Origin of the sequence: Pseudomonas sp. IT-P74 (assembly GCF_949768175.1) — a bacterium.
Lineage (GTDB): Bacteria > Pseudomonadota > Gammaproteobacteria > Pseudomonadales > Pseudomonadaceae > Aquipseudomonas.
In genome coordinates this window covers 175425-196008 of record NZ_CATKQD010000003.1, presented here as the reverse complement: position 1 = coordinate 196008, position 20584 = coordinate 175425, and the positions used below count along the sequence as shown (strand labels likewise).

The following is a 20584-nucleotide window of genomic DNA, read 5'->3' as shown; positions in this document are numbered from 1 at the left end:
GATCATGTACCGATGAACACCACCGAAAGCCTCAAGGACTACCAGCGCGTTCGCCTGCTGGCGATCCGTTCGTTGTTCGAAATCATCGAGCAATCGAGTGAAGGCACGGTGATTGTCGACCGCGATGCCAACATCGTCTGGATGAATGAGCGATACGCCCGGCGCTTCGGCCTGCCATCGGCCGAAGTCGCGATCGGCAAGCCCTGTGAAAGCGTGATCCCCGGCAGCCTGCTGCGTGAAGTGGTGCGCACCGGCCGGCCGATTCTGCTGGATATGCAGGACACCCCCAAAGAGCCGCTGGTGGTCATGCGCCTGCCGATTCACGACGATGCTGGCGTAGTCATCGGCGCCATCGGATTCGCCCTGTTCGACGAGTTGCGCAGCCTGTCGCCGATGCTCAAGCGCTACATGAGCATGCAAGAAGAACTGGCCTCCACCCGCTCGCTGCTGCGGGCGCGGCAGACCAAATACAACTTCGCCCACTTCATCGGCACCAGCGCCGCCAGCCTGGAAGTCAAGCGCCGCGCCCGGCGCAGTGCGAGCACCGAATCGCCGGTGTTGCTGCTCGGCGAAACCGGCACCGGTAAGGAATTGCTGGCCCAGGCGATCCACAATGCCTCGCCCCGCGCGCACAAGGCGTTTGTGAGCATCAACAGCGCGGCGATTCCCGAATCGTTGCTGGAGGCCGAATTCTTCGGTACCGCCCCGGGCGCGTTTACCGGTGCCGACCGCAAGGGCCGCGCCGGCAAATTGCAGATCGCCCAGGGCGGCACACTGTTCCTCGACGAAATCGGCGACATGCCGCTGCCCCTGCAGAGCAAACTGCTGCGAGTGTTGCAGGAAAAGGAATTCGAACCGGTGGGCTCCAACGAAGTGATCCAGAGCGATGTACGGGTGATCGCCGCGACCTCTACGGACCTGGAAGCGGCCATCAAACGCGGCGAATTCCGCGCCGACTTGTACTACCGGCTCAACGTGCTGCCGATCCAGGTCCCGCCCCTGCGCGACCGCCTCGATGACGTGCCGGCGCTCAGCGAAGCCATTCTCGAAGAACTGCGCAGCCAGCATGAACTGCACCACGAAGCCCTGGAACTGTTGGGCCAACACGCCTGGCCGGGAAACATCCGGGAACTGCGCAACGTGCTGGAGCGGGCCGCGCTGCTCAGCGATGACTTGCGCCTGACGACAGCGGATATCCGCGCGGCGATTGGTACATTCACACCGGTGGAACGCGAGGCACCCTTGACCATCGAACCGCTTGCCCATGAGACATTCAGCGCGGCGCGGGAGCGGTTTGACCGGCAGCTGATCGAAGCGACCCTCGCGCAATGCGGGGGCAAGGTGGTTGATGCGGCGGCGCGGCTGGGGCTTGGGCGGTCGACGTTGTACAAGAAGATGGCGGCGTTGGGGATCGCAGAGTCTCCATAAAGAGACATGCATCTCCATTGTTAGACAGACCTTCGCGAGCCGGCTCGCTCCCACAGGAGATGGTGCTCTACCGATCAACTCGGTCAACTGTGGGAGCGAGCCTGCTCGCGATGAGGCCAGCACTAGCGCCAGAAATCTCAGATTAGAGACAAAGCATTCAAACCCAGCCCACAACAATCAACTATATCCTTATATTTCAACAACTTAACAAGATGGCACAAAACTCGCTATACGCCTCTCCTACAAAGTTTCACCCAACAAAAATAACAACCCAGGAGACACACCATGAGTGTGATCATTGCCTTGGCAGCCCTCGCGCTGCTGATGCTGGCTGCCTACCGTGGCTATAGCGTTATCCTTTTTGCCCCGATTGCCGCCCTCGGCGCTGTCCTGCTGACCGACCCGTCTGCCGTCGCCCCCGCTTTCACTGGGGTGTTCATGGAAAAAATGGTCGGTTTCATCAAACTGTATTTCCCGGTGTTCCTGCTCGGCGCGGTGTTCGGCAAGCTGATCGAACTGTCCGGTTTCTCGCGCTCCATCGTCGCGGCGGCGATTCGCCTGCTCGGCACCCGCCAGGCGATGCTGGTGATCGTGCTGGTCTGCGCCCTGCTGACCTACGGCGGCGTCTCGTTGTTTGTGGTGGTGTTCGCGGTCTATCCGTTTGCCGCAGAAATGTTCCGCCAGAGCAACATCCCCAAACGGCTGATCCCGGCGACCATTGCCCTGGGCGCCTTCTCGTTCACCATGGACGCCCTGCCCGGCACGCCACAAATCCAGAACATCATCCCCAGCACTTTCTTCAACACCACCGCCTGGGCGGCGCCGTGGCTGGGGGTGATCGGCACGATCTTCGTGTTCTGCGCCGGCATGCTGTTTCTGCAGCGCCAGCGCAACAAGGCCCAGCGTGCCGGTGAAGGTTATGGTTCGGACCTGCGCAACGAACCGGAAACCGCCGCCGACCTCAAGCTGCCCAACCCGTGGCTGGCGCTCTCGCCACTGCTGGCGGTGGGCATCATGAACCTGCTGTTCACCCACTGGATTCCACAGGTGTACGGCAAGACCCACAGCCTCGCGCTGCCGGGCATGGCCGCGCCGGTGACCACGGACATTGCCAAACTCACGGCGATCTGGGCGGTCCAGGCAGCCTTGCTGGTCGGTATCCTCATGGTCCTGGCGTTCGGCTACAAGGCGATCAGCCGCAAGCTGGCCGAAGGCAGTAAAAGCGCGGTCAGCGGTGCGCTGCTGGCGGCGATGAACACCGCCTCGGAATATGGTTTCGGTGCCGTGATTGCGTCCTTGCCGGGCTTTCTGGTACTGGCCGACTGGCTCAAGAGCATTCCCAACCCACTGGTCAACGAAGCGATTACCGTAACCCTGCTGGCCGGCATCACCGGCTCCGCCTCGGGCGGCATGAGCATCGCGCTGGCGGCGATGTCCGAGCAGTTCATCAGCGCCGCCCATGCGGCGAACATTCCCCTGGAAGTGCTGCACCGGGTCGCCGCGATGGCCAGCGGCGGCATGGACACCCTGCCGCACAACGGCGCGGTGATTACCCTGCTGGCGGTCACCGGCCTGACCCACCGCGAAGCTTACAAAGACATTTTCTGTATTACGCTGATCAAGACCCTGGCGGTTTTCGTGGTGATCGGCACTTTCTACGCCACTGGCATTGTGTGAGGTATTCATGACGACTCTTTCGGGCAAGACCGCACTGGTCACCGGTTCCACCAGCGGCATCGGCCTGGGGATCGCCCTCAGCCTGGCCAAGGCTGGAGCCAACCTGATCCTCAATGGTTTCGGCGATGCCTCCAAGGTGATTGCCGAAGTCGAACAGTTTGGTGGCAAGGTCGGCCACCACCCGGCCGATGTCAGCGATCCGGCACAGATTGCCGACATGATCGCCTACGCCGAGCGCGAGTTCGGCGGCGTCGACATTCTGGTCAACAACGCCGGCATTCAACACGTGGCGGCGGTGGATGAGTTCCCGGTGGAGCGCTGGGATTCGATCATCGCCATCAACCTGTCGTCGGTGTTCCACAGCACCCGCTTGAGCCTGCCGGGCATGCGTGCCAAGGGCTGGGGCCGGGTGATCAACATTGCCTCGGTGCATGGCCTGGTGGGCTCGGTGGGCAAGTCAGCCTATGTCGCCGCCAAGCACGGGGTGATCGGCCTGACCAAAGTGGTCGCGCTGGAAACCGCGACCACCCAGGTCACCTGCAACGCTATCTGCCCTGGCTGGGTATTGACGCCGCTGGTGCAAAAGCAGATTGATGATCGTGCCGCCAGTGGAGTTGACCCGCAGCAGGCGCAGCATGATCTGCTGGCTGAAAAGCAGCCATCACTGGAGTTCGTGACACCGCCGCAACTGGGTGAACTGGTATTGTTTTTGTGCAGCGAAGCCGGCAGCCAGGTACGCGGCGCGGCGTGGAATGTTGATGGTGGTTGGTTGGCGCAGTAATCATCTGCCAGACCGCGTTATCGTTCTTCGCGAGCAGGCTCCCACAGGGGATCGCATCTCCTTGTGGGAGCGAGCCTGCTCGCGATCGAGTGCACAGCACTCGCCAACAAAAAGAGGCAAACCATGTCCGACATCCTCTGGCAACCCGACGCCAAACGCATTGGCAAGACCCGCATGGAGGCCTTCCGGCGCTTCATCAATCAGCGACACCACCTCAAGATCGACGACTACCCTGCCCTGCACCAATGGTCCATCGACCAACGCCCGGACTTCTGGCAGGCCATCGTCGACTTCTTCGACATCCGCTTCCACGAGCAACCCGACGCCGTGCTGCTCGAAGGCCCACGGATGCCCAGCGCCCAGTGGTTCCCCGGCGCAACACTGAACTTTGCCGAGCACCTGCTACAGCGTCGCGATGATGCTATCGCCGTGGTAGCCGTTGGTGAAAACGGTCAGCGTGAACATTTGACCTGGGCCGAACTCGCGGAACATGTTGCCGGCTTTCAAAACGGTCTGATAGCGGCCGGTGTCGGGGTTGGCGACCGGGTCGCCGCCTGTATGCCCAACACCTGGCAAACCCTGGTGGCCATGCTCGCCACCACCAGCCTTGGCGCCATCTGGTCCTGTTCTTCGCCAGACTTCGGCACCCAGGGGGTGGTTGACCGTTTCGGCCAGATCGAACCGAAAGTGCTGGTGACCTGCGCCGGCTACCACTATGCCGGCAAGAAGATCGACCAGACCGCCAAGGTCAACGAGATCCTTGAGCGCCTGCCTTCGCTGCAACAGCTGATCGTCGTGCCTTACGCACGTCCACACGCACACATCGAAGAATTCCGCACCCAGGCCAACGTGACGCTGTGGGACGAGTTCTACGAACCCGGCGGCGAACCGGATTTCGTCCCCGTACCCTTCGCCCATCCGCTGTACATCCTCTACTCCAGCGGCACCACCGGTGTGCCCAAATGCATCATCCACAGTACCGGCGGCGTGTTGCTGCAACACGTCAAGGAGCACGGCCTGCATGGTGATCTCGGCCCCGGTGAACGGCTGTTCTACTACACCACCTGCGGCTGGATGATGTGGAACTGGCTGGTATCGGCGCTGGCGACAGGCAGCTCCGTGGTGCTGTACGACGGCTCACCGTTCCACTCCGAGCCGCAACGTTTGATCGACCTGATCGACGACGAACGCATCAGCGTCTTCGGCACCAGCCCCAAATACCTCGCGACCCTGGAAAGCAGCGGTATCAAACCCCGTGACAGTCATGACCTGAGCAGCCTCAAGACGTTGCTCTGCACCGGCTCGGCACTGTCGCCCCACAGTTACGACTACGTCTATCGCGACTTCAAGGCTGACGTGTGCCTGGCCTCGATGTCCGGTGGCACCGACATCGTCTCGTGCTTCGTCAACGGCAACCCGATGTCGCCCGTGCGGCGCGGCGAAATCATGGGCAAGAGCCTGGGTATGGCCGTCGAAGTGTGGAACGACGAGGGCCAGCCGGTGATCGGCGAAAAAGGCGAACTGGTTTGTACCCGTCATTTCCCGGCGATGCCCATTGGTCTGTGGAACGACCCCGATGGCGAGAAACTGCGCCAATCCTATTTCAGCCTGTTCCCCGGCGTCTGGGCCCAGGGTGACTACGCCGAACAACTGCCCCATGGCGGGATGATGATCCACGGTCGCTCGGATGCCGTGCTCAACCCCGGCGGCGTGCGCATCGGCACGGCGGAAATCTATCGTCAGGTGGAGAAAGTCCCCCAGGTGCTCGACAGCGTGGCCATCGGTCAGCAGTGGCAGGACGACGTGCGGGTGGTGCTGTTCGTACGCTTGCGCGACGGGCTCGAACTGGACGAAGCCCTGCAACAGCAGATCCGCCAGGTGATTCGCGCCAACACCACGCCGCGTCATGTGCCGGCGAAAATTGTTGCAGTCACGGACATTCCCCGGACCATCAGCGGCAAGGTCGTTGAGCTGGCGGTGCGCAATGTGGTGCATGGACAGAAAGTGAAGAACACTGATGCGCTGGCCAATCCCGAGGCGCTGGAGCAATTTCGCGACCGGCCCGAACTGATGGATTGAAATGAGATTACCTGTGGGAGCGAGCCTGCTCGCGATGGCGTAGCGTCAGGCGACATTGACTTTGAGTGGATCGCCCTCTTCGCGAGCAGGCTCGCTCCCACATTTACCGCTCAGACCTCTGAATCAACCTGCGCCTGCCACCTGTGCAAGAATAGACGTCAGCCAAAGCGACTCATGTGCAGGACTCCCGGATGAACGCAACACCCACCGCCAGCGATGCCCAGGCCTTGATCGCCCGAATCGACTGGGCAAGCAGCCCGCTGGGCGCTGCCAGCACTTGGCCACAAAGCCTGCGAACCGCCGTGGACATCGTCATTCACTCACCGATGCCGATGCTGCTGCTATGGGGCCCACAGCTGACGCAGATCTACAACGACGGCTTCGCCCTGCTCGCCGGAAGCAAGCATCCACACGCCTTTGGTCAACCGACGCACCTGATCTGGCCAGAGTTGCAAGACTTTACCGACCCGATCTACAGCGCCGTCCTGCAAGGTCAGGTGCGAACCTACAGCGAGCAACGCTTTACGCTGCAGCGCGGGGGACGGGAATCTGACGTCTGGCTCGACCTGACCTACAGCCCGATCCGCGATGAAGGCGCAGAGGTGGCCGGGATCCTGGTCACCGCCATCGAAACCAACGAACGCCGGCGTATCGCCCTCGAACTCGAACAGCGCTCGGCGGCCAGCCTCAAGGCCCAGCGCGAAACCGAGGAACGCCTGCAACTGGCCCTCGCCGCCACCGATGCGGTCGGCACCTGGGACTGGGACATCAGCGAGGACCGCTTCATCGCCGATGCGCATTTTGCCCAGTTGCACGGCATCGACCCGGTCATGGCCAGTCAGTTGCCGATCAGTGAATACCTGCACGGCGTACACCCCGAAGACCGCGCCCTGATCGCCCGCAGCATCAAGCATTGCATCACCCACGGCACCGAATACGCCGAGGAATATCGCCTGCTGCAGACCGACGGCCAGATGCGCTGGGTGTTTGCCCGCGGTCGCTGCTACAAGGACCACCACGGCCGGCCGATGCGCTTCCTCGGCGCCGCTTTGGACCTGACCGAGCGCAAACACACCGAACAGGCCCTGCGCCAGAGCCAGACCGAGCTGCAACTGATCATCAACGCCATGCCGGTCCTGATCAGCTACGTCGACCGCGAAGAACGCTTTCGTCTGAACAATGCGGCGTACCTCGACTGGTACGGGCTGACGCCGCAAGAGCTTTACGGGCGAACCATTCTTGAAGTGATTGGCGAAGAAGCCTATGCGCTGCGCGCCCCGTACATCATTGAGGCACTGTCCGGCCGGCCCTGCTGTTTCAGCATCAGCACACCACACCGCGACGGCAGCATCCGCCAGGCCTTGATGAATTACCTGCCACGCCACGGCGCGGATGGCGCGGTGAACGGTTTCTACATCTTCGTGATCGACGAAACCGAGCGCAAAAAGACCGAAGAAGCCCTGCGCATCCTCAACGAAACCCTTGAAGAGCGGGTTGCCGCCCGCACCCGCCAACTGGCCGAGGCCAACGAGCGTCTGCAAAACGAGATGTTTGAGCGCGAACGTGCCGAAGACGCCCTGCGTCATGCACAGAAAATGGAAGCGGTCGGCCAGCTTACCGGCGGCATCGCCCATGACTTCAACAACATGCTCACCGGCATCATCGGCAGCCTCGACTTGATGCAACGCTACATTGCCGACGGCCGCACCAGCGAGATAGGCAGGTTCACCGAGGCGGCCGTGTCCTCGGCCAACCGTGCCGCCGCCCTCACCCATCGCTTGCTGGCGTTCTCCCGGCGCCAGTCGCTCAACCGCAAGCCGCTGAACCCCAACGAGTTGATACATTCGCTCGAAGACTTGTTCAGGCGTACCAAGGGCGACCACATTGAACTCAAACTGCAACTGGCCGAGGACATCTGGCGGGTCAGCACCGATGTCAGCCAGTTGGAAAACGCCTTGCTCAACCTGGTGATCAATGCCCGGGACGCCATGCCCGATGGAGGCGAGCTGCAGATCGAAACCGCCAATGTGTACCTCGACGGTAGCGACATCACCACCCTGGAACCGGTCAAGGCCGGTGACTATGTGATGATTGCCGTCAGCGACAACGGCACCGGCATGACGCCCACGGTGCTGTCCAAGGCATTCGACCCGTTCTTCACCACCAAACCCATCGGCCAGGGCACCGGTTTGGGCTTGTCGATGATTTACGGTTTTGCCCAGCAAACGGGGGGCCACGTCAGCCTGTTCAGCCTGCCCGGACGGGGCACCAGCGTGCGCGTGTACCTGCCGCGCCTGCATTCGAGCGAGCCGGAAAAAGTCCTGTCGACCGTCGCCGGCGAGGCACCGGCGGCGATTGCCGGCGAAACCGTGATGCTGGTCGAGGACGATGCGGCCGTGCGCATGCTGGTGCTGGACCTGCTCAAGGAGCTCGGTTACCGCGCCCATGAAGCCGAAGATGCCAAGGGCGCCCTGCCGCTGCTGGAATCGGACCTGCGGGTGGACCTGCTGGTGACCGACGTCGGGCTGCCGGGCATGAACGGCCGCCAACTAGCGGAAATCGCCCGCCAGCACCGTCCCGAACTGAAGGTGTTGTTCATGACCGGTTACGCCGAGATCGCGGCCGAACGCCAGGGTTTTCTCGAAGAGGGCATGGACATGGTGGCCAAGCCGTTTTCCATCGACCTGCTGGCCAACAAGATTCGCACGATGATCAGTCAACCGGACTGAGTTGAGGCATAATCGCGCGCCCCCGCTGGCACCCACATAGCCGCCCACATAGCCACCACCGTTGCAAGGTAACCGCCCCATGAAAGCTCAAGCCCGCCATATTCTGGTGAAAACCTCGGAAGAAGCCGAGCAGCTCAAACAACGCATCGCCAAGGGTGAAGCGTTCGATGTGCTGGCCAAGAAATATTCGACCTGCCCATCAGGCAAGCGCGGCGGCGATCTTGGTGAAGTGCGGCCGGGGCAGATGGTTGGCGTGATCGATGCAGTGATCTTCAAGAAACCGCTGCGGGTGGTGCATGGGCCGATCAAGAGCAAGTTCGGGTATCACCTGGTACAGGTGTTTTACCGGGATTGATCGGTTGGCTTTAGTGCGCCATCGCGAGCAAGCTCGCTCCCACAGGGGATCCGCGCCGTGCACAAATCAAATGTGGGAGCGAGCTTGCTCGCGATCCGATGGCGCAGCCAACGGCCATTCACCGCTCACCTTGGAATCAACGCCCCCGGCACCTGAATCACCCGGCTCGCCAACCGATGCCCGGCCTCGGCGGCGTCTTCAGGGCTACCGCCCTTGAGCCGCGAAGCCAGGTACGCCGCGCTGAACGAATCACCCGCCGCCGTGGTGTCGATCACCCGCTCGACCTTCTGCGCCGGCACCTCGAATGACTCGCCATCACAACGAATCAGGCACGCTTGGGCGCCGCGCTTGAGCACCACTTCCGGCGTGCCGATCTGCTCGTACGCGGCAAACACCGCCTCACAATCGGCATAACCAAACAACGCCTGTTCGTCATCCACCGTCAGCAACGCCAGGTCGACATGCGCCAGCACACGGCGATACGCCCTTTGTGCCTCCTCGAGCGATGCCCACAGCCGCGGCCGGTAGTTGTTGTCGAACACGATCCGCGCATCGCGCTGACGGGCTTCGATCAGGGTTTCCAGCAGTTTTTCCCGGCCTTGCACGCCGAGTACCGCCAGGGTGATGCCGCTGAAATACAGCACATCGTAATCCGGCAGCGCAGCGAGGATCGGCGCGGCAGCCGGGGTGGTGAAGCAATCGCGGACGGCCGCTTCGTTGCGCCAATACAGAAAGCGTCGCTCACCGGCGGCGTCAGTCTGGATGCAATACAAACCCGGCAGGCGTCCGGGCAGACGCTGGACCATGCCGAGCCCGATATTTTCCGCCGCCCAGCTCTGGCACATCGCGTCGCTGAAACTGTCATCGCCCAGTGCGGTGACGTAGTCCACGGCGCCGTCCTCTCCCAGTTCCCGGGACAGGTACACCGCCGTATTCAAGGTATCGCCACCGAAGCTTTGTTGCAGACTGCCGTCGGCGCGATGCTGCAACTCGATCATGCATTCGCCGATCAGGGCGATGCGTGGAATGTTGGGGCCCAGGGTGTTGATGGTGTTCATTGTTGTGGGGGTCTCTGGTGTTTCTTTGTTGTCTGGGCCGCCGCTATCGCGAGCAGGCTCGCTCCCACATTGGGATGCATTCCCCTGTGGGAGCGAGCTTGCTCGCGATGGCCGCAACTCGGTCTCAAACCCTTAGAAACAGGTTTCCATGGTCTCGATGACATTCAGTTGCTCATCCACCAGGCAGCCGACACGCCACTTGTCGAACGTCAGGCACGGGTGCGAAGTACCGAACGAAATGATGTCGCCCACCCGCAGATCAACCCCCGGCGCCACAGTCATGAACGCATGTTGGTCCATCACTGCGGTCACTTTGCAGGCGCTCACATCATCGCCTTTGTCCGGCACGGCGCCTGCCTTGTAACGCAGCAATGGCACCGGCAAACCAGCGTCGTAGGCCACGTCGCGTTTGCCCAGGGCAATCACCGCAAACCCCGGCTCCGGCAAAGACTGCACGTGCGCCCATACTTCCAGCGCCGGACGCAGGCCTTCGTGCAGGTCGCTGCGACGGTCGAGCACGCAGCACTGCGCTTCCTTGTAGATGCCATGGTCGTGAGCCACATAACTGCCCGGACGCAGTACGCTGAGGAAACGCCCGGCGGCGTTCTGTGCCTCGAAGGACTCGGCAATCAGGTCATACCAGGCGGACCCCGACGCGGTGATGATCGGCTTGGCAATGGCGAAGGCTCCGCTGTCCTGCAATTGCACCGCCAGACGCACCAGTGACGCGGCGAAATCGCGAATGCCGGTCACGGCGTGATCACCATGGATCACGCCTTCGTAGCCCTCGATCCCGGTCAGGGCCAGGGCCGGTTGCGCGGCGATGGCCTTGGCCAGATCGAGCACTTCCTGCTCGCTGCGGCAACCGCAACGACCACCGACCACGCCGTATTCGATCATCACGTTCAAGCGTACGCCGCGTGAGGCGAAATAGGCGCCGAGGTCGGCGACGTTGTCCGGGTGGTCGACCATGCAATAGAAGTCGAACGTCGGGTCGGCCAGCAGGTCGGCAATCAGCGCCATGTTCGGCGTGCCGACCAACTGGTTGGCCATCAGCACCCGTCGCACGCCATGGGCGTAGGCCGCGCGAGTTTGCGTGGCGCTCGCCAGGGTGATGCCCCAGGCACCGGCGTCCAGTTGGCGGCGGAACAACGCCGGGGTCATGCTGGTCTTGCCATGGGGCGCCAGTTCCGCGCCACTGTCGCTGACGAACGCCTGCATCCAGCGAATGTTGTGTTCCAGCGCCTCGCGGTGCAGTACCAGCGCGGGCAGGCTGACGTCACGCACCAGGCTGGCACCGATCGGGGCAGCGCCTTTGTCGACGTTGGCAGTATGGGGGGCAGAAGACATGGTCGAACTCCTCGTTCACGCGGCCGCAGGCAGCCGCTGTTACTCGTTGATGCGACGGGCCAGGCTGTTGGCGCTTTCGATCAGCACCTGGCGATAGTCGTTGTAGTTTTTCTTCGCATCCGCCCGTGGGGCGACGATGCACAGGGTCGCGATGGCCACGCCGTTGGGGTCTTTGACCGGCGCGGCGAAGCAATGGGTAAAGGTGTCGGCGACGCTATCGAAGGAAAAGAAGCCATCGATACCGGCCTGACGGATTTCCTTGAGAAACTGCTCCAGAGGCAAGCGTTCGCCGTCGGGCAGAATGAAGTCGTCGTGGTCGATCAGGTCGACGATTGCCTGGTCGCTCAGGTGCGCCAGCAGCAGGCGCCCGGATGCGGTCCAGGGGATGGGCGCGTTTTCGCCGATGTCCGAGGAAATGCGGAAGTGCCGCTCCCCCTCCTTCATCAGCGCAACGGTGTACTTTCGCCCGTTGAGCAGGCACATCTGCGCCGTTTCATGGGTCTGGCTGACGATGTCCTGCAAGGCGTGATCGGCCTCGCGAGTCAGGTCGAAATGGCGCAGGTGTGCCTGCCCGAGAAAGTACAACTGACGACCGAGGTAGACATGACCGTCCTTGCCCACCGGCTCCAGGATCCGTCGTTCCAGCAGCGAGGCCACCAGTTCGTAGACCGTGGATTTTGGGCTGCCGATACCGTTGGCGATGTCGTTCGGGCGCAGGGGCTGGCCGATCTCCTTGAGGAAATCGAGGATATCGAACGCCCGGTCCAGACCGCGTGCCCGGCGCTTGATGGTGTCTTCGGTCATATCAGTGGTTCCCATTCGTAATGCCGGGAGTTTACCCAGAGTGCGGCGGCGACTGTTAGGCCGCCATCGCCAGCAGGCTGGCTCCCACAGGGAAACGCATTCCAAATGTGGGAGCCAGCCTGCTGGCGATGAAGCCACCTCGGTTCAGGCCTTTTTCTTGTAGGCAATACAGTCGATCTCGACCTTGCAGTCGACCATCATGTTCGCCTGCACACAGGCCCGCGCCGGGGCGTGCTCGGGTTTGAAGTACTCGGAAAAGACCTTGTTGAAACTGGTGAAATCCCGCGGATCCTCCAGCCATACGCCAGCACGCACCACGTCTTCCAGGCCATAACCGGCCTCCTCCAGAATGCCGATCAGGTTCTTCATGGTCTGGTGGGTCTGTTCGACAATGCCGCCAGTAATGATCTCGCCGTCCACCGCCGGCACCTGCCCGGACACGTGCAGCCAGCCATCGGCTTCAACGGCGCGGGCGAAAGGGCGAGGCTGACCGCCCGCGGCGGTGCTGCCGGTGCCGTAACGAGTAATGCTCATGAGTGTTTCTCCTGATTGAAAATTGAAGGATCAAAAACGGGTACTTTTGAGAAATTCCGCCAATCGTGGCGACTGCGGGCGTTCGAACAGGTCCTTGGGCGGCCCCTGCTCTTCGATACGCCCCTGATTCATGAATACGATCTTGTCCGAAACCTCGAAGGCAAAGCGCATTTCGTGGGTCACGAGCAGCATGGTCATGCCGTCTTCGGCCAGGCCCTTGATCACGCTCAACACTTCGCCCACCAGTTCCGGGTCCAGCGCCGAGGTCACTTCGTCGAACAGCATCAGGCTCGGGTTCATCGCAATCGCCCGGGCGATCGCCACGCGCTGCTGCTGACCGCCAGACAACTGACCGGGAAAGTGATCGCGCCGTTCCAGCAGGCCAACGCGCTCCAGCCATTTCTCGGCCAGGGCCACGGCCTCGTCCTTGTGCAGCTTCTTGACCTTGAGCAGGCCCAGGGTGACGTTCTGCAATGCGCTCAGGTGCGGAAACAGGTTGAACTGCTGGAACGCCATGCCGGTCATGGCGCGATGGCGGGCAATGACTTTTTCCGCGTGGCGAATGCGTTTGCCGTTGACCTCGTCATAACCGATGGATTCACCGTCGAGCAGGATCTGCCCGCCCTGGAACTCTTCAAGCATGTTCACGCAGCGCAGCAGCGTAGTCTTGCCCGAACCGCTGGAGCCGATCAACGTCACCACGTTGCCGCGCTGCATGCTCAGGTCGACGCCCTTGAGCACTTCGAGCTGGTCGTAACGCTTATGCAGGCCGCGAATGTCCAGCAACGGCTGACCGTTTTGTGCATTGGTTTGAGTCTGAGTCATGGCAAAGCCACCCGCTTTTCAATGTGCCGGCCGAGTAACTCGATGCCGTAGTTGATGACGAAGAACAGGAAACCGGCGAACAGGTAAAACTCCAGGGTCATGAACGTCCGGGCAATGATCTGCTGGGTACTGAGCAGCAATTCCGCCACGCCGATCACCGACAACAGGGTCGAGGCCTTGACGATCTCGGTGGACGAGTTGACCCAGGTTGGCAGGATCTGCCGCAACGCCTGGGGCAACAGCACGTAACCGAGCGCCTGGTAGAACGTCAGGCCGATGGCCTTGCTCGCCTCCATCTGCCCGTTCGGCAATGCCTGCAACGCACCGCGCACGATCTCGGCGACGTGGGAGCCGCAGAACAGCGTCAAACCCAGCGCACCGGCCTGGAAGGCGCTGATCTGCCAGCCCAGTGCCGGCGCCATGTAAAAGCACGCCAGCACCAGCACGAACACCGGCGTGCCGCGAATCACATCGACATAAAAACGAAACGGCGCGCGCATCCAGAACTTACCGTAGGTCAGCACCAGACCGGTGACGACACCTACGAGCGTGCCGAGCAAAATCGCCAGCACCGACACCTGGACACTGGTCAGGAAGCCTTGCCACAGCACTTCCCGCGCCACCCACAACTCATGCAACCAACTGGGGGATTCGTACATGGGGGCCTCCTATCGGCGAATCGCCAGACGCTGTTCGAGGTAACGCAGCATCATGGCAATGAGGTAACAGGCCGCCACATACAGCGCCGTGGTCACCAGCCAGGTTTCGATCACCCGGTAGCTCTCGACATTGATCTTGCGCGCGTAATAGGTCAGCTCCGGTACGGCAATCGCGGCCGCCAACGAGGTGTCCTTGAACAGCGAAATGAAATTGTTCGACAGCGCCGGCAACACATTGCGCAGCATCACCGGCACGGTGACGTAGGCCTTGACCTGCCACTCACCCAGGCCAATGGCCAACCCGGCTTCACGCAGGCCCTTGGGAATGCTTAGCAGACCACCACGGAACACTTCGGTCAGGTACGCCCCGGCATACAGCGACAGGGTGATGATGAACGAGGGGATCTTGTCCAGCCGGATCCCCAGGCTCGGCAACGCAAAGTAGATCAACAGGATCAACACCAGGATCGGCGTGTTACGGATCACCGTGACATACACCGACGCCAGCACCCGCAATGCGCGGTGCTTCGACAGCAAAGCAAACGCCATCATCAGGCCGATCACGCAGCCGATGGCGATCGACACCAGGGCCAGTTCAAGGCCCATGCCGAGCCCCGCCAGCAAGGTGTCGAAATCGCGCCACACGGCGGCAAAGTTCAACTGATAGTTCATGGTCAGCAGTACCTTGAGCGAGGCGACTCAAATCGCCCCGCTCTCACGGGATCATTTGAATTCGACGGGGAAGCCGATGGCCGGGGTCGGCAGCTCTACGCCGAACCACTGTTTGAACGACGCCGCGTAAGTCGGGAACTCAACACCGGTCATGGCTTCGTGCAGGGTGGTATTGACGAAGTTCAGCCAGTCCTGATCGCCGCGTTTGACCGCGCAGGCATAGGTCTGCGGGCTCCAGGCGTAGGCCGGGCTGCGGTAGCGGCCAGGGTTCTGCACCATCAGGTACTTCACCGAAGACTGGTCGGTGGCCGCCGCGTCGGCGCGGCCGGAGTTCACGGCCTGGTACATCAGGTCCACGCTGTCGTACTGATCGACCTTGGCCTTGGGCAGCGCCTGGTGCACCAGTTCTTCGGCATAGACATTTTGCAGCACCGCCACGGTGAGACTGTCACCGGCGGCTCTCATGTCATCGATTTCCTTGTACTTGCTGTTCGCCGGCAGCAGCAGGCCGACACCTTCGCGGTAGTACGGCAGGGTGAACGCCACTTGCTGGGCGCGGCTGGCCGTCACGGTGATGAACTGGCAGCTGATGTCGACCTTGTCAGTCAAAAGGTTGGGAATCCGCGCATCGGACGACTGCACCACGTACTCAACCTTGGTCGGATCGTTGAACAAACCCTTGGCGATCATGTGCCCGATATCGATATCGAACCCCTGCAATTTGCCGTCCGCGCCCTGGAAGTGCCACGGCGCGTTGGTGCTGCCGGTGCCGACAATCAGTTTGCCACGGGCCAGAACGCTATCGAGCTTGCTGTCCGCCGCCTGGGCCACGCCCATGGCAGCGGCAGAAGCCGCGAACAGAAAAACACACGCTTTGAACAAGGAAGGTCGGCGATGCATGGCAAGCACTCCAGGGTAATGTTTATTCCGCTATACCGGAACTTGGTATGTAACAACGGAATAGACAGCAGAAAGTGTGCCACAGGATGTGGAGGGAATGTGAGGGGGAATGAAATTTGTTTTGAATCAGGGGGATGCATGCAAACTGGAAAAAACGTTACCAAACGCACGGAACCCTGACCGCTACCGTTGGCTACAAAGGGCGGGTATCTGGTTCACAACCGGGCGCGCAATGAACCAATTCAAGACAATCAAAAAATGATCTATCCCACCCTCGGCACATAGCGTTTCTCATCACTAGCCGAACGCTGTGTGCCCATTGAAAAACATCTGTTTAAACCCGGACAAACTGATCACTACTGTCAACTATGACAGTAGACGCTTCGGAGTAGGCGAGGAAATACTGGCGGCGTATCTGACTGTCGACACCAAAGGGAATCGAACATGAATACGGCGAAAACTTTATTTTTTTGCGCGACGCTGGGAATGGGTTTGACAGCTTGCAACGTTGATCCCGACGCGACTGTTTCCACGGTCAGCGAAGAATGCAGCAGCTTGGTCAATGGAAAGTTCATCGGCCAGAATGGCCCTGAAGTTTGTGTCACGACACCACTTTCAAAAAGTGCCACATCCATTTCGGGGACTATCGTTGGAACCACGTTTGCAGGTCCTTTCATGGTAACGGCGGTAACCAGTGATGGCGTCATCTTGAAGCAGGTATCCACGCTGTCTAACGGCGACTTCACGATGTCTCAATTGAATCTGCAAAACCTGCCGGGAAAGGGCATTTCATTTTCGGTGTTTGTAAACGGTATCAGCTCACCGCCCACCAAACTGGTCGTCGGGCAGGAGCCACCGTCAACATGCTCCCGTAACGATCCAAACTATCCGTTATGTGGCACTTATCCAAGTGCGATCTTTTTTCCAATCAAAACCTCCATCACCACCATTTTTTCTGTTTCACCTGGGGAATTTTATACCGGGGCTACCTTGCTCCCGTATCTCATGGGTTTATATACAACGCGCTGGAGTGAAGACCGATACATCAGTTCTTTTCCTAACGTTCCTGCTCCCATAAAGCCAGGAGATGAGCAGACCGTTTATGCGACTATCGATAACACCGAGTCTTTTGCCTATCCAGTCAAACAAACTGTTTTGCCCGTTCAACAGTAAAAGTCCTGCGAACAATGTGTTCACAGTCGGACGCACGTGGGGCCGCTACGCTGATGCGCAATCCGGTTCCCGTGTCCCTGCCCGACCTAGTGTTTGAATGTCGTCATCACCCTCTCGGCATTTTCATCGCAGCTCATGCCTTCGGGCCTGGCCTGTATGGTGTCGATCCAGCCCAGCAACTGCGCCTTGCTATGGGCCAGGTGCCGTTGCATCTCGTCGATCTGCTCGATCTTGCGATGCAGGCCGGCCATCAACTCGTCGTGCTTGAACGCGCCCGTCACAGTATCCGGCAGCAACTGCTTGAGTTCCTCCAGGCTGAAACCGGCTTGTTGTGCGCATTGGATGAGTTGCAGGGTTTGCAGCGCCTGTTGCGAGTAACGCCGATAACCGTTGGAAGAACGCTCGACCTGCCGGATCAAGCCCTGAGACTCGTAAAAACGGATGCGTGATGCGGTCAACCCGCTCAACTGCGCCAATTCGCCAATTTTCATTGCGGCCTCATTTTACCTGCTTGACATTAAAGTTAACTTTAAGCTTAGCCTCTGCTCATCACTTTGAGGAGTCAAGCATGTCACCCTTCCAAACCTTGAATTTGCCCAACGGCCAGACCATCGGCAATCGCATTGCCAAAGCCGCGATGGAAGAGAACCTCGCCAACACCGATCAGGTGCCCGACCAGGCGCTGTTGCGCCTGTATCAGGCCTGGGCCGAGGGTGAAGCCGGCTTGTTGCTGACCGGCAATGTGATGATCGACCGCCGCGCCATGACCGGCCCCGGCGGTGTAGCCCTGGAAGACGAGCGCCACCTGGATCGTTTCCGCCAGTGGGCCAGTGTCGGTCGGGCCGGCGGTGCGCACTTCTGGGTGCAGCTCAACCATCCTGGCCGCCAGACCATGGCCAACCTCGGCCAGCAAGCCTTGGCGCCATCGGCGGTCGCGCTGGATCTCGGCCAGTTTTCGAAGATGTTCGCCGAACCCAAGCCCATGACCGAGGACGACATCCAGGAGGTGATCCGACGCTTCGCCGCCAGCGCCGCACTGGCCGAGAAAGCCGGTTTTACCGGGGTGCAGATCCACGCCGCCCACGGTTACCTGATCAGCCAGTTCCTTTCGCCACTCACCAATCGGCGCACCGATCAATGGGGCGGCGCCCTGGAAAATCGCGCGCGTCTGCTGTTGTCCGTTGTCGAGGCGGTTCGCCAGGCGGTGTCGCCGCAATTTTGTGTGTCGGTGAAGCTCAATTCAGCGGACTTCCAGCGCGGTGGTTTCGATGCCGATGATGCACGGCAAGTGATCCAGTGGCTCAACGAACAAGCGATCGACCTGCTGGAGCTCTCCGGTGGCAGTTACGAAGCACCGGCCATGCAAGGCGAAGCGCGCGACGGCCGGACCCTGGCACGGGAGGCGTACTTTCTGGAAATGGCCGGTGAATTGGCCAGCGTGGCGCGGATGCCGGTGATGGTGACCGGCGGGATCCGCCGTTTGGCAATCGTCGAACAGGTGCTCGACAGCGGCATTGCCATGGCTGGCATCGGCACCGCACTGGCCGTGGAACCGCACCTGGTCAAGCACTGGCGCGAAGGCCGGGACAGTCATCCGCAACTGCCGCCGATCCGCTGGAAGCGCAAGCCCCTGGCGGCGCTGGCGAGCATGGCGGTGGTCAAGTTCCAGCTGCATCGCTTGAGCCGTGGGCGCAAAACCCGACCCAAGGTTTCGGCGTTGTTGGCGTTGATTATTGATCAGTTATACATCGCCAAACGCACGCGTCAGTATCGCCGGGCCATGAGCGCGCAATGATGGATCGCTATTGGCCGGTAAACCGCAGTCGCGACAACATCCGTAGATTCCCCGCGCGGTAATAGTCATCAGTCCAGCTGTTATCCGTCGCCAACGGCTGGACCTGCTTGAGCGCTAGCTTTTTCGCGAAATAGCGAAAGCGGTAATGCTCGTAGAACCGCAGCAACTCCAGGCCATAACGGTCTGCCAGATCGGTATCGCCGCGAATGATCAGATAGTTTTCGTCATTGCCGTTGCTGGCTGCGGCGCTGAGGTTGTGGCTACCGCTGATGATCGTCGGCGCATCACTGGTGAAGTCAGTGACGATGGCTTTGGTGTGCACCAGGATATTACCCTTCTGACCCTCCCTGCTTTCCTGGAGCCAGCCTTCCAGCCCTTTGTCGAGCAGGGCAACGGTGGTGAATTCAGCGGTGCGGTCGGCGTGAAACCCGGTGATTTCGCTGGTGGTATTTTGCAGGCCATAGCGCAGGATGTCGTCATGGGGCAAGCCGAGCAAGGCGTTGAGGATAGCGTCGGGCAAGGCGAACGCAGTGACGAACAGCACGTCCTTTTTCGCGGCATTGATGATCGAGACGAATTCATCCAGATCCCCCCCGCCCGAGCGCGGCGAGAACCCGGCGAAAAGGGCCTGCGTCGGATCCATCGGGTTGTGCTGCGTGATCCATTGCCGCGTGGCGCCGACATCTGCCGGCGTGCTCCAGACCTGCTCGAAGGTTTGCAGATAAAGGGTACTGAGCCGCGTATCGTCCAGCACATGCACCACGTTGGCCTGACGGTAAACGCCGTTGGGGGTGAAGTTGGTGCTGCCGCAGAGTACCGCTTCGGGCTGATGCTGCCCCGCTGCGTCAAGCCGACTCAAGACCATGAACTTGTTGTGAAAGATATTGTGGGTGACCCGCCCGCGTTTGTTCGCCTGGGGGATATTTTTCAGACTGACCTCGTTCAAGGCGGTAGTGTCTTCGCCCGGTTGCGCGTGATAAAGGACGCGAACTTTCACGCCGCGTTCCAGCGCAGCCTCCACTGCGTCGACAATCACCTGCAACTGGTACTCATAGATGGCGATATCCAGCGCCCACTGGCCATCGACAGCACGCTCGATAAACCCCAACAAGCGCCCGAGCAAACCGTTCTCCAACCATCTACGCGGGGCATCGGGCCAGGCTTCGATGGGCAGCTTGTGCTTTTTGCCGATGAGTGCATCGAGATCGGGAAACTTGCGCTCGAACGCCTGACTGGCGGCTACTGCGCGGTTGAAGTTGACGCTTTGGTTGCCAGGATGGCCATCGTCGGAGGTGACCGTTACCGCCAGGCACTCACCCAGTTGTGGCGCATTGTGGCTGCCGTAGACCGGATAGACCCGATAGTGGATCGTCATCCCCGGATTGACCGCGTAATCGGCCCAACGGAATTTCTGTAACGGCGCAATATCGCTGGGCGTGGCGTGGAACCGGGGGAAGGTATGGTCCTTGTCCGGGAATGTCAGGCTATTGAACAGAAACATCCAGGGTTTGCTGCCCTGCTGTTTTTCAATGGCAAAACCCAACAGGCCAATGCGACGGGATTCGGCCAGGTCCATGGCCAACAGCACGCCATTGGTGCCGGCGTAGGCTTTGACACGAAAATCGTCCTGATCATTGCGGGTTAGAACGCGCATGGGTCACTCCTGTGGATGGCTTGCTTACAGCAGCATAGGGCAGCGATGCGGGTAACCGTAATTATCCAATACCCGAGGGATGCCATCGCGAGCAGGTCGAATCGTCGCACC

18 protein-coding genes are annotated in these 20584 nt (G+C 60.7%); 8 read left to right on the top strand and 10 right to left on the bottom strand.

Going from position 1 to position 20584, the window contains the following annotated elements; translation table 11 throughout:
* The first annotated feature begins 12 nt into the window (after window positions 1-12).
* The 6 genes from ACM6J5_RS03500 to ACM6J5_RS03475 all read left to right on the top strand — a co-directional run bounded on the left by ACM6J5_RS03500 (window position 13) and on the right by ACM6J5_RS03475 (window position 9049).
* Window positions 13-1428 carry a sigma-54 interaction domain-containing protein gene (locus ACM6J5_RS03500; protein WP_414927831.1) on the top strand — a complete coding sequence of 472 codons (1416 nt, stop codon included), beginning with the start codon at window positions 13-15 and terminating at the stop codon, window positions 1426-1428.
* A gap of 285 nt (window positions 1429-1713) precedes the next feature.
* Complete coding sequence (locus tag ACM6J5_RS03495) at window positions 1714-3105, top strand: GntP family permease (RefSeq protein ID WP_095941907.1); 1392 nt, start codon at window positions 1714-1716, stop codon at window positions 3103-3105.
* Window positions 3106-3112: 7 nt separating this feature from the next.
* On the top strand, window positions 3113-3886 hold the full coding sequence (locus ACM6J5_RS03490) for a 3-hydroxybutyrate dehydrogenase (protein ID WP_095941906.1): 774 nt from the start codon (window positions 3113-3115) through the stop codon (window positions 3884-3886).
* Window positions 3887-4009: 123 nt separating this feature from the next.
* Window positions 4010-5965, top strand: coding sequence for an acetoacetate--CoA ligase (locus ACM6J5_RS03485; protein ID WP_414927830.1), 1956 nt, complete (start codon window positions 4010-4012; stop codon window positions 5963-5965).
* Window positions 5966-6156: 191 nt separating this feature from the next.
* A complete protein-coding gene (locus ACM6J5_RS03480) occupies window positions 6157-8694 on the top strand; it encodes a PAS domain S-box protein (protein WP_414927829.1) in 2538 nt (845 codons plus the stop codon).
* A 79-nt stretch (window positions 8695-8773) separates the two neighbouring features.
* Complete coding sequence (locus ACM6J5_RS03475; protein WP_007898282.1) at window positions 8774-9049, top strand: peptidylprolyl isomerase; 276 nt, start codon at window positions 8774-8776, stop codon at window positions 9047-9049.
* A 125-nt stretch (window positions 9050-9174) separates the two neighbouring features.
* Here ACM6J5_RS03475 and ACM6J5_RS03470 read toward each other — a convergent pair whose 3' ends face one another.
* The 8 genes from ACM6J5_RS03470 to ACM6J5_RS03435 all read right to left on the bottom strand — a co-directional run bounded on the left by ACM6J5_RS03470 (window position 9175) and on the right by ACM6J5_RS03435 (window position 15851).
* Window positions 9175-10107, bottom strand: coding sequence for a sugar kinase (locus ACM6J5_RS03470; protein ID WP_414927828.1), 933 nt, complete (start codon window positions 10105-10107; stop codon window positions 9175-9177).
* A 132-nt stretch (window positions 10108-10239) separates the two neighbouring features.
* Window positions 10240-11457, bottom strand: a complete 1218-nt coding sequence (locus ACM6J5_RS03465; protein WP_414927827.1) for an amino acid deaminase — start codon at window positions 11455-11457, stop codon at window positions 10240-10242.
* Between the two features lie 39 nt (window positions 11458-11496).
* Window positions 11497-12261 (bottom strand): IclR family transcriptional regulator, encoded by a 765-nt coding sequence (locus ACM6J5_RS03460; RefSeq protein ID WP_095941901.1) that lies wholly within the window; start codon window positions 12259-12261, stop codon window positions 11497-11499.
* 144 nt (window positions 12262-12405) lie between these two features.
* Window positions 12406-12795, bottom strand: a complete 390-nt coding sequence (locus ACM6J5_RS03455) for a RidA family protein (RefSeq protein ID WP_150723638.1) — start codon at window positions 12793-12795, stop codon at window positions 12406-12408.
* A gap of 30 nt (window positions 12796-12825) precedes the next feature.
* Window positions 12826-13620: an amino acid ABC transporter ATP-binding protein gene (locus ACM6J5_RS03450; protein WP_414927826.1), complete on the bottom strand. Its 795-nt coding sequence runs from the start codon at window positions 13618-13620 to the stop codon at window positions 12826-12828.
* On the bottom strand, window positions 13617-14279 hold the full coding sequence (locus ACM6J5_RS03445) for an amino acid ABC transporter permease (protein WP_414927825.1): 663 nt from the start codon (window positions 14277-14279) through the stop codon (window positions 13617-13619). Before ACM6J5_RS03445 ends, ACM6J5_RS03450 begins: the two co-directional genes overlap by 4 nt.
* Window positions 14280-14288: 9 nt before the next feature.
* Entirely contained in the window at window positions 14289-14951 is a 663-nt protein-coding gene (locus ACM6J5_RS03440; protein ID WP_032829783.1) for an amino acid ABC transporter permease, read from the bottom strand.
* Window positions 14952-15002: 51 nt separating this feature from the next.
* Window positions 15003-15851, bottom strand: a complete 849-nt coding sequence (locus ACM6J5_RS03435; protein ID WP_414927824.1) for a transporter substrate-binding domain-containing protein — start codon at window positions 15849-15851, stop codon at window positions 15003-15005.
* 444 nt (window positions 15852-16295) lie between these two features.
* On the opposite strand from ACM6J5_RS03435, the gene ACM6J5_RS03430 reads away from it, so the two are divergent.
* A complete protein-coding gene (locus ACM6J5_RS03430) occupies window positions 16296-17024 on the top strand; it encodes a hypothetical protein (protein WP_095941897.1) in 729 nt (242 codons plus the stop codon).
* Window positions 17025-17110: 86 nt separating this feature from the next.
* Here the strand turns inward: ACM6J5_RS03430 and ACM6J5_RS03425 are convergent, their stop codons facing one another.
* Window positions 17111-17515 carry a MerR family transcriptional regulator gene (locus ACM6J5_RS03425; protein WP_150673394.1) on the bottom strand — a complete coding sequence of 135 codons (405 nt, stop codon included), beginning with the start codon at window positions 17513-17515 and terminating at the stop codon, window positions 17111-17113.
* 77 nt (window positions 17516-17592) lie between these two features.
* Between ACM6J5_RS03425 and ACM6J5_RS03420 the strand changes: the two genes are divergently transcribed.
* Entirely contained in the window at window positions 17593-18819 is a 1227-nt protein-coding gene (locus ACM6J5_RS03420; RefSeq protein ID WP_414927823.1) for an NADH:flavin oxidoreductase/NADH oxidase family protein, read from the top strand.
* 7 nt (window positions 18820-18826) lie between these two features.
* Here ACM6J5_RS03420 and ACM6J5_RS03415 read toward each other — a convergent pair whose 3' ends face one another.
* Complete coding sequence (locus ACM6J5_RS03415; protein ID WP_414927822.1) at window positions 18827-20473, bottom strand: phospholipase D-like domain-containing protein; 1647 nt, start codon at window positions 20471-20473, stop codon at window positions 18827-18829.
* Between the last annotated feature and the right edge of the window lie 111 nt (window positions 20474-20584).

What these genes read in the sequence shown, in the direction of transcription:
- ACM6J5_RS03500 (WP_414927831.1), top strand. Translation starts at nt 13, where the DNA reads ATGAACACCACCGAAAGCCTCAAGGACTACCAGCGCGTTCGCCTGCTG.
- ACM6J5_RS03495 (WP_095941907.1), top strand. Translation starts at nt 1,714, where the DNA reads ATGAGTGTGATCATTGCCTTGGCAGCCCTCGCGCTGCTGATGCTGGCT.
- ACM6J5_RS03490 (WP_095941906.1), top strand. Translation starts at nt 3,113, where the DNA reads ATGACGACTCTTTCGGGCAAGACCGCACTGGTCACCGGTTCCACCAGC.
- ACM6J5_RS03485 (WP_414927830.1), top strand. Translation starts at nt 4,010, where the DNA reads ATGTCCGACATCCTCTGGCAACCCGACGCCAAACGCATTGGCAAGACC.
- ACM6J5_RS03480 (WP_414927829.1), top strand. Translation starts at nt 6,157, where the DNA reads ATGAACGCAACACCCACCGCCAGCGATGCCCAGGCCTTGATCGCCCGA.
- ACM6J5_RS03475 (WP_007898282.1), top strand. Translation starts at nt 8,774, where the DNA reads ATGAAAGCTCAAGCCCGCCATATTCTGGTGAAAACCTCGGAAGAAGCC.
- ACM6J5_RS03470 (WP_414927828.1), bottom strand. Translation starts at nt 10,107, where the DNA reads ATGAACACCATCAACACCCTGGGCCCCAACATTCCACGCATCGCCCTG.
- ACM6J5_RS03465 (WP_414927827.1), bottom strand. Translation starts at nt 11,457, where the DNA reads ATGTCTTCTGCCCCCCATACTGCCAACGTCGACAAAGGCGCTGCCCCG.
- ACM6J5_RS03460 (WP_095941901.1), bottom strand. Translation starts at nt 12,261, where the DNA reads ATGACCGAAGACACCATCAAGCGCCGGGCACGCGGTCTGGACCGGGCG.
- ACM6J5_RS03455 (WP_150723638.1), bottom strand. Translation starts at nt 12,795, where the DNA reads ATGAGCATTACTCGTTACGGCACCGGCAGCACCGCCGCGGGCGGTCAG.
- ACM6J5_RS03450 (WP_414927826.1), bottom strand. Translation starts at nt 13,620, where the DNA reads ATGACTCAGACTCAAACCAATGCACAAAACGGTCAGCCGTTGCTGGAC.
- ACM6J5_RS03445 (WP_414927825.1), bottom strand. Translation starts at nt 14,279, where the DNA reads ATGTACGAATCCCCCAGTTGGTTGCATGAGTTGTGGGTGGCGCGGGAA.
- ACM6J5_RS03440 (WP_032829783.1), bottom strand. Translation starts at nt 14,951, where the DNA reads ATGAACTATCAGTTGAACTTTGCCGCCGTGTGGCGCGATTTCGACACC.
- ACM6J5_RS03435 (WP_414927824.1), bottom strand. Translation starts at nt 15,851, where the DNA reads ATGCATCGCCGACCTTCCTTGTTCAAAGCGTGTGTTTTTCTGTTCGCG.
- ACM6J5_RS03430 (WP_095941897.1), top strand. Translation starts at nt 16,296, where the DNA reads ATGAATACGGCGAAAACTTTATTTTTTTGCGCGACGCTGGGAATGGGT.
- ACM6J5_RS03425 (WP_150673394.1), bottom strand. Translation starts at nt 17,515, where the DNA reads ATGAAAATTGGCGAATTGGCGCAGTTGAGCGGGTTGACCGCATCACGC.
- ACM6J5_RS03420 (WP_414927823.1), top strand. Translation starts at nt 17,593, where the DNA reads ATGTCACCCTTCCAAACCTTGAATTTGCCCAACGGCCAGACCATCGGC.
- ACM6J5_RS03415 (WP_414927822.1), bottom strand. Translation starts at nt 20,473, where the DNA reads ATGCGCGTTCTAACCCGCAATGATCAGGACGATTTTCGTGTCAAAGCC.